Source organism: Sporosarcina sp. E16_8, from assembly GCF_017347095.1.
Taxonomy (GTDB): domain Bacteria; phylum Bacillota; class Bacilli; order Bacillales_A; family Planococcaceae; genus Sporosarcina.
Genome location: NZ_JADPRZ010000091.1, coordinates 1 through 5,241, shown reverse-complemented (window position 1 = coordinate 5,241; position 5,241 = coordinate 1). Strand labels below are relative to the sequence as shown.

The 5,241-nt window shown below is 45.3% G+C and carries 3 protein-coding genes and 1 other annotated feature; all 3 genes read right to left on the bottom strand.

The window, feature by feature from the left end; translation table 11 throughout:
* Positions 1-116 precede the first annotated feature (116 nt).
* The 3 genes from ilvN to ilvD all read right to left on the bottom strand — a co-directional run bounded on the left by ilvN (position 117) and on the right by ilvD (position 4,505).
* On the bottom strand, positions 117-632 hold the full coding sequence (gene ilvN / locus I2484_RS20635; protein ID WP_067212339.1) for an acetolactate synthase small subunit: 516 nt from the start codon (positions 630-632) through the stop codon (positions 117-119).
* Positions 629-2,395 carry an acetolactate synthase large subunit gene (gene ilvB / locus I2484_RS20630; RefSeq protein WP_207152932.1) on the bottom strand — a complete coding sequence of 589 codons (1,767 nt, stop codon included), beginning with the start codon at positions 2,393-2,395 and terminating at the stop codon, positions 629-631. Before ilvB ends, ilvN begins: the two co-directional genes overlap by 4 nt.
* A gap of 197 nt (positions 2,396-2,592) precedes the next feature.
* Positions 2,593-2,834 (bottom strand) — a binding site (T-box leader).
* Between the two features lie 3 nt (positions 2,835-2,837).
* Positions 2,838-4,505: a dihydroxy-acid dehydratase gene (ilvD, locus tag I2484_RS20625; protein ID WP_207152933.1), complete on the bottom strand. Its 1,668-nt coding sequence runs from the start codon at positions 4,503-4,505 to the stop codon at positions 2,838-2,840.
* Between the last annotated feature and the right edge of the window lie 736 nt (positions 4,506-5,241).

Here is a 5,241-nt window from a genome sequence, read left to right as displayed (position 1 = left end):
CCTCCTCGTGCCTGCAAGGATGCAGGTATGCAGTCGTTGCGACAGGACGTCGCGCACTTAGACTGCCTACTTTTTTACTTATGCCTGTCGGGGCTGGACGGCGCCCTACGCTTTTCTTATTTTAAAATGGATAGCTGGGGTAATTGGACTTTTTGTGTTTCACGAACGAATGCTGTAGCACCTGTTCTTGTCAATTCTTTAATGCCATAAGGTCTGAGCAAATCGATAAATGCTTCAATTTTCTCTGGATTTCCGATTACTTGGTACGTGACGACATTTTTTCCAGTATCGATAACCGTTGCCCGGAATGGTTCGATGATGCTGTTCATTTCACTTCTAACATGCGGAGGTGAAATGACTTTTACTAACGCAAGCTCTCGCATGACGATCGCTTTATCCGTAATGTCATTGACTTTAAGAACATCGATTTGTTTCTGCAGCTGTTTGACGAGCTGTTCGATTTTCCGCTCGTCTTCTACATTGACGATGAACGTCATTTTGGACCTGCCCGCTATTTCGGTGTGACCGACTGTGATGCTTTCGATATTGAACTGCCTTTTCATCAGCAAGCCAGTCACCCTATTGAGCACGCCACTTTGGTTGATAACAGTTACTGTAATGACTCGTTTCATAGTTTACTCACCCCGATCATTTCATGTAGTCCTCTACCTGGTACAACCATCGGGTAGACATTTTCCAATTGTTTCACACGGCAGTCGATGAGAACGGGTTCATCAGACAACAGTGCTTCTTGGAATACCGCTTCCGCTTCTTCCAACGTGTCAATGCGATAGCCTTTAATGTCATACGCCTCAGCTAATTTCACGAAGTTCGGCTGAACCGGCATCAATGATTGTGAGTACCGTTTTTCGTAAAAAGTTTCTTGCCACTGGCGAACCATTCCAAGACAGCCATTGTTTAGAATGATAATTTTGACCGGAATACGCATTTCTTGTAACAGCGACAACTCTTGCGCCGTCATTTGGAATCCAGCGTCGCCAACAATTGCAATGACGCGTGCATCCGGCTTGGCGATTTGTGCACCAATTGCGGCTGGGAATCCGAAGCCCATCGTGCCAAGACCACCCGATGTTACCCAATGATCTGGATTATTCAGTGAATAGTACTGAGCCGTCCACATCTGATGCTGTCCAACATCCGTTGTGACGATTGCATCGCCTTTTGTAATGCGATGAATGATTTCTAGCGCTTGTTGTGGAAGGATTGTTCCTTCATCATCGCTGTTATACCATAATGGGAACTTCTCAGCGGATTCTTTTAAGTATGTCAGCCAAGTCGCTGTTTCTGGTGAATCAAATTGTTGTTTCAATAGTGCTTGCAATGCTTCTTTAGCATCTGCCACGATTGGGATTTCTGTCGGTACATTTTTTCCGATTTCAGCAGGATCAATATCGATGTGGATGATTTTCGCATTCGGAGCAAATGATGCCAGATTACCTGTCAGTCTGTCGTCGAAACGCGCGCCGATATTGACAAGTACATCACATTCACTAATCGCCATATTGGATGTAACCGTTCCGTGCATGCCAGCCATTCCTAGGAATAGTTCATGATCACCGCGGATACCGCCGAGGCCAAGTAGGGTATTCGTTACAGGAATCTGATGCTTCTCTACGAGTTCTTTCAATTCATCCATCGCCTGCGCATGCAAGATACCTGCACCTGCTAGGATTAGTGGTTTTTTCGCCCCAGAAATGGCTGCTGCTGCTTTTTGTATTTGTAAATAGTTCGGAGTCGTCGTCGGCTGATAACCCGGTAGATCTACTTCAACGTCCATATCTCCCGTTGGAATGAAGAGCCCCGTTGCAATATTTTTAGGAATATCAACGAGAACCGGTCCTGGGCGTCCTGTTGAAGCAATATGGAATGCCTCTTTGATAATTCTTGGGAAATCGGCTACATCATTCACTTGGTAGTTATGTTTTGTGATTGGCTGTGTGATCCCAATAATATCGGCTTCTTGAAACGCATCGGTACCAATGACTGTATTTGCAACTTGCCCGGTGAAGATAACAAGTGGCAGTGAATCCATCATTGCATCCGTAATACCAGTCACCAAGTTCGTCGCCCCAGGTCCAGATGTCGCAATGACGACGCCAGGTTTTCCTGAAACACGTGCATATCCTTCAGCCGCATGAATCGCGCCTTGTTCGTGACGTGCAAGTATGTGGGAAATAGGGTTTTGATACAATGCATCATAAATCGGTAATACAGCTCCTCCAGGATAACCGAAAATAACGTCGACACCCTGATCCTTCAAAGCTTGAATGAGTACAGCAGACCCATCTTTCGGTTGTTCAGTCTGGTGTGGCTCATGCACTGTCTCTAGCGCCACTTCCTTTACCACTTGCTTCGTTTGAACTTCAGCATTCATCTATAAACTCCTCCTTACTTTTTTTGTATTGTCTAGTCTCCAGCGGCCAGACGCTCGGGGTCACAAGTCATTTTGCTGCGGTGGCTGAAGAACGCCTCCTCGCAAACTGTCTTGTGCCTGTCGCGTCTAGACGGCCGCTTCCGCTTTTCTATATGAAAAAAAAGCTTTTTCATCCCACGCAAAGAACTTCTCCTTTACATAGGGATGAAAAAACTTTTCATGGTACCACCCTTGTTCGCAGCAATCTAGCCGCCTCATGAATAGACTAGGTCTATTCTTTTTATAACGAGCGCCGATTTCTCTACGCCCGGGATTACCTACTAAAGTTCAGCAATCCACTCCGGGGTGATGTCGCAACTAGTTGTATTACCGGCTTTCAGCATTACCGGCTCTCTGTGAATACAAGTTCTAATTACTTTTGCCCCATCATTGATTTCCACTATTAAATTTTCATAACAGCTCCAGTACTTGCAGATGTAACAAGCGCTGAATATCTGGCTAAATAGCCTTTTTTAATTTTAGGTTCGAATGGTTTTAAGTGCGCTCGTCGTTTATCTAGTTCTTCATTAGAAACTTCAAGTTCAATCGTTCGGTTTGTTAAGTCGATTGAGATAATATCACCATCTTCAACTAACGCGATAGGACCGCCTTCAGCCGCTTCAGGTGAAATGTGGCCAATCGAGATACCGCGTGATGCCCCTGAGAAACGTCCGTCTGTAATGAGTGCTACTTTTGTTGCCAGCCCACGTCCTGCAATTGCTGCAGTCGGTGCGAGCATTTCAGGCATTCCCGGTCCACCTTTCGGACCCTCGTAACGAATAACAACAACATCGCCTTCTTTTACTGTTCCGTTGTCGATACCTTCTTGTGTATCTTCCTGAGATTCAAACACAATGGCTTTTCCTCGGAACGCTGTAATCGATGGGTCAACGGCTCCTACTTTGATAACGCCGCCGTCCGGTGCAATATTACCGAATAAAACGGACAAGCCGCCTACAGGACTGTATGCATTATCGTGACGTCGAATGACTTCTTCATTGAGAATAGGAGAGTCTTTGACGTTTTCATAAAGTGTTTTGCCGGTAATCGTTATCCGATCTGGATGAACGGCTCCTTCAATCTCACATAGCTCTTTAATAATTGCGCTGACACCGCCCGCAAGATGGACATCGTGCATGGTGTAGTCAGAGGATGGACTTATTTTAGATAAATACGGAATCCGCTTAGCAACTTCGTTGATATCTCGGACATCATATTCAATTTCAGCTTCGTGCGCGATAGCAAGTGTATGGAGGACTGTGTTTGTAGAACCGCCCATCGCCATATCAAGTGCAAATGCATCATCAATTGTTTCTTTTGTTATAATGTCGCGCGGTTTAATATCTTCTTTCACCATGCGAACAAGATGTTCCGCGGCTTCTTTAATGAGTCGATGACGTTCATTAGATGTAGCAAGAATTGTTCCGTTACCTGGTACTGTTACTCCTAGCATTTCCATTAGAGAGTTCATAGAGTTTGCAGTGAACATTCCAGAACATGATCCGCATGACGGGCATGCACTTTGTTCGATGTCGAGCAATTCTTCAGCTGTCATCGTACCTTGTTTGTAAGCTCCAACACCCTCGAATACCGAAACGAGTGATAAAGGCTTACCGGTCGATGATACGCCGCCTTCCATCGGTCCGCCTGAGACGAATACGGATGGGACGTTCGTTCGAACTGCCGCCATCAACATGCCTGGCGTAATTTTGTCGCAGTTTGGAATGTAGAATACGCCGTCGAACCAGTGAGCGTTAATAACCGTTTCTGCACAGTCTGCGATGAGTTCACGGCTCGGTAATGAATAGCGCATACCAATATGTCCCATCGCAATCCCATCGTCAACACCGATTGTGTTGAACTCGAACGGGATCCCACCTGCTTCACGAATCGCCTCTTTGACGACTTCTGCGAATTTGTTCAAATGCATATGGCCTGGAATAATATCAATATAGGAGTTACAGACACCGATGAAAGGTTTGTGCATATCTTTCATTCTAACGCCCGTAGCATATAGCAGACTTCTATGCGGTGCACGGTCTACACCTTTTTTAATCATGTCACTTCTCATTGGTTTTTCCATTGTAGTCACCCCTCATCAAATCACTTACATGTTGGAACTCTGTTTATCTCGTTGTCTAGGTTATGTAGTTTGTGAATTGAATCACGAACTGATATTGGATTGATGTCATCATATCTTGGATATCCACTAGAGTCAACAGTGTTTTTAAAATTGTTGGTCAATTATGAATAGTATATTTAAATGTATCCGCTTACACGTCAGTTATACAGCGATATATCACATATAGCACGTTTTAAAAATCTTTTAAACTTTTTTTTATGAGTTCGGTTTTTAATGATTTTTCCGGAATTGGTGCTTTTCTAAAAGCCGCGTAAGCGTAAGCACTAGGGTTGTTCATTATTGAGTGAGTTTTTTTTGAGTGTGGATAATAGATCGCTTGGCGCAAGGGTGTTCAATATCGATAGAGTTTTGATTCGGGGTGTGGATTGTAGAACGCTTGGCGCTTTGGGGATGCCTCTGGCCATGAGCCTGGATTGGCGCTCCGCATCCAGTCTCAGGGCTTCGGCTACCCCTTTGCCGCGCCTGCGCTAGGGTTGTTCATTATTGAGAGAGTGTGGTTCTGAGTGTGGATAATAGATCGCTTGGCGCTAGGGTGTTCAATATCGGTAGAGTTTTGATTCGGGGTGTGGATTGTAGATCGCTTGGCGCTTTGGGGATGCCTCTCGCACTGAGCCTGGATTGGCGCTTCGCATCCAGTCTCAGGGCTTCGGCTACCCCTTTGCCG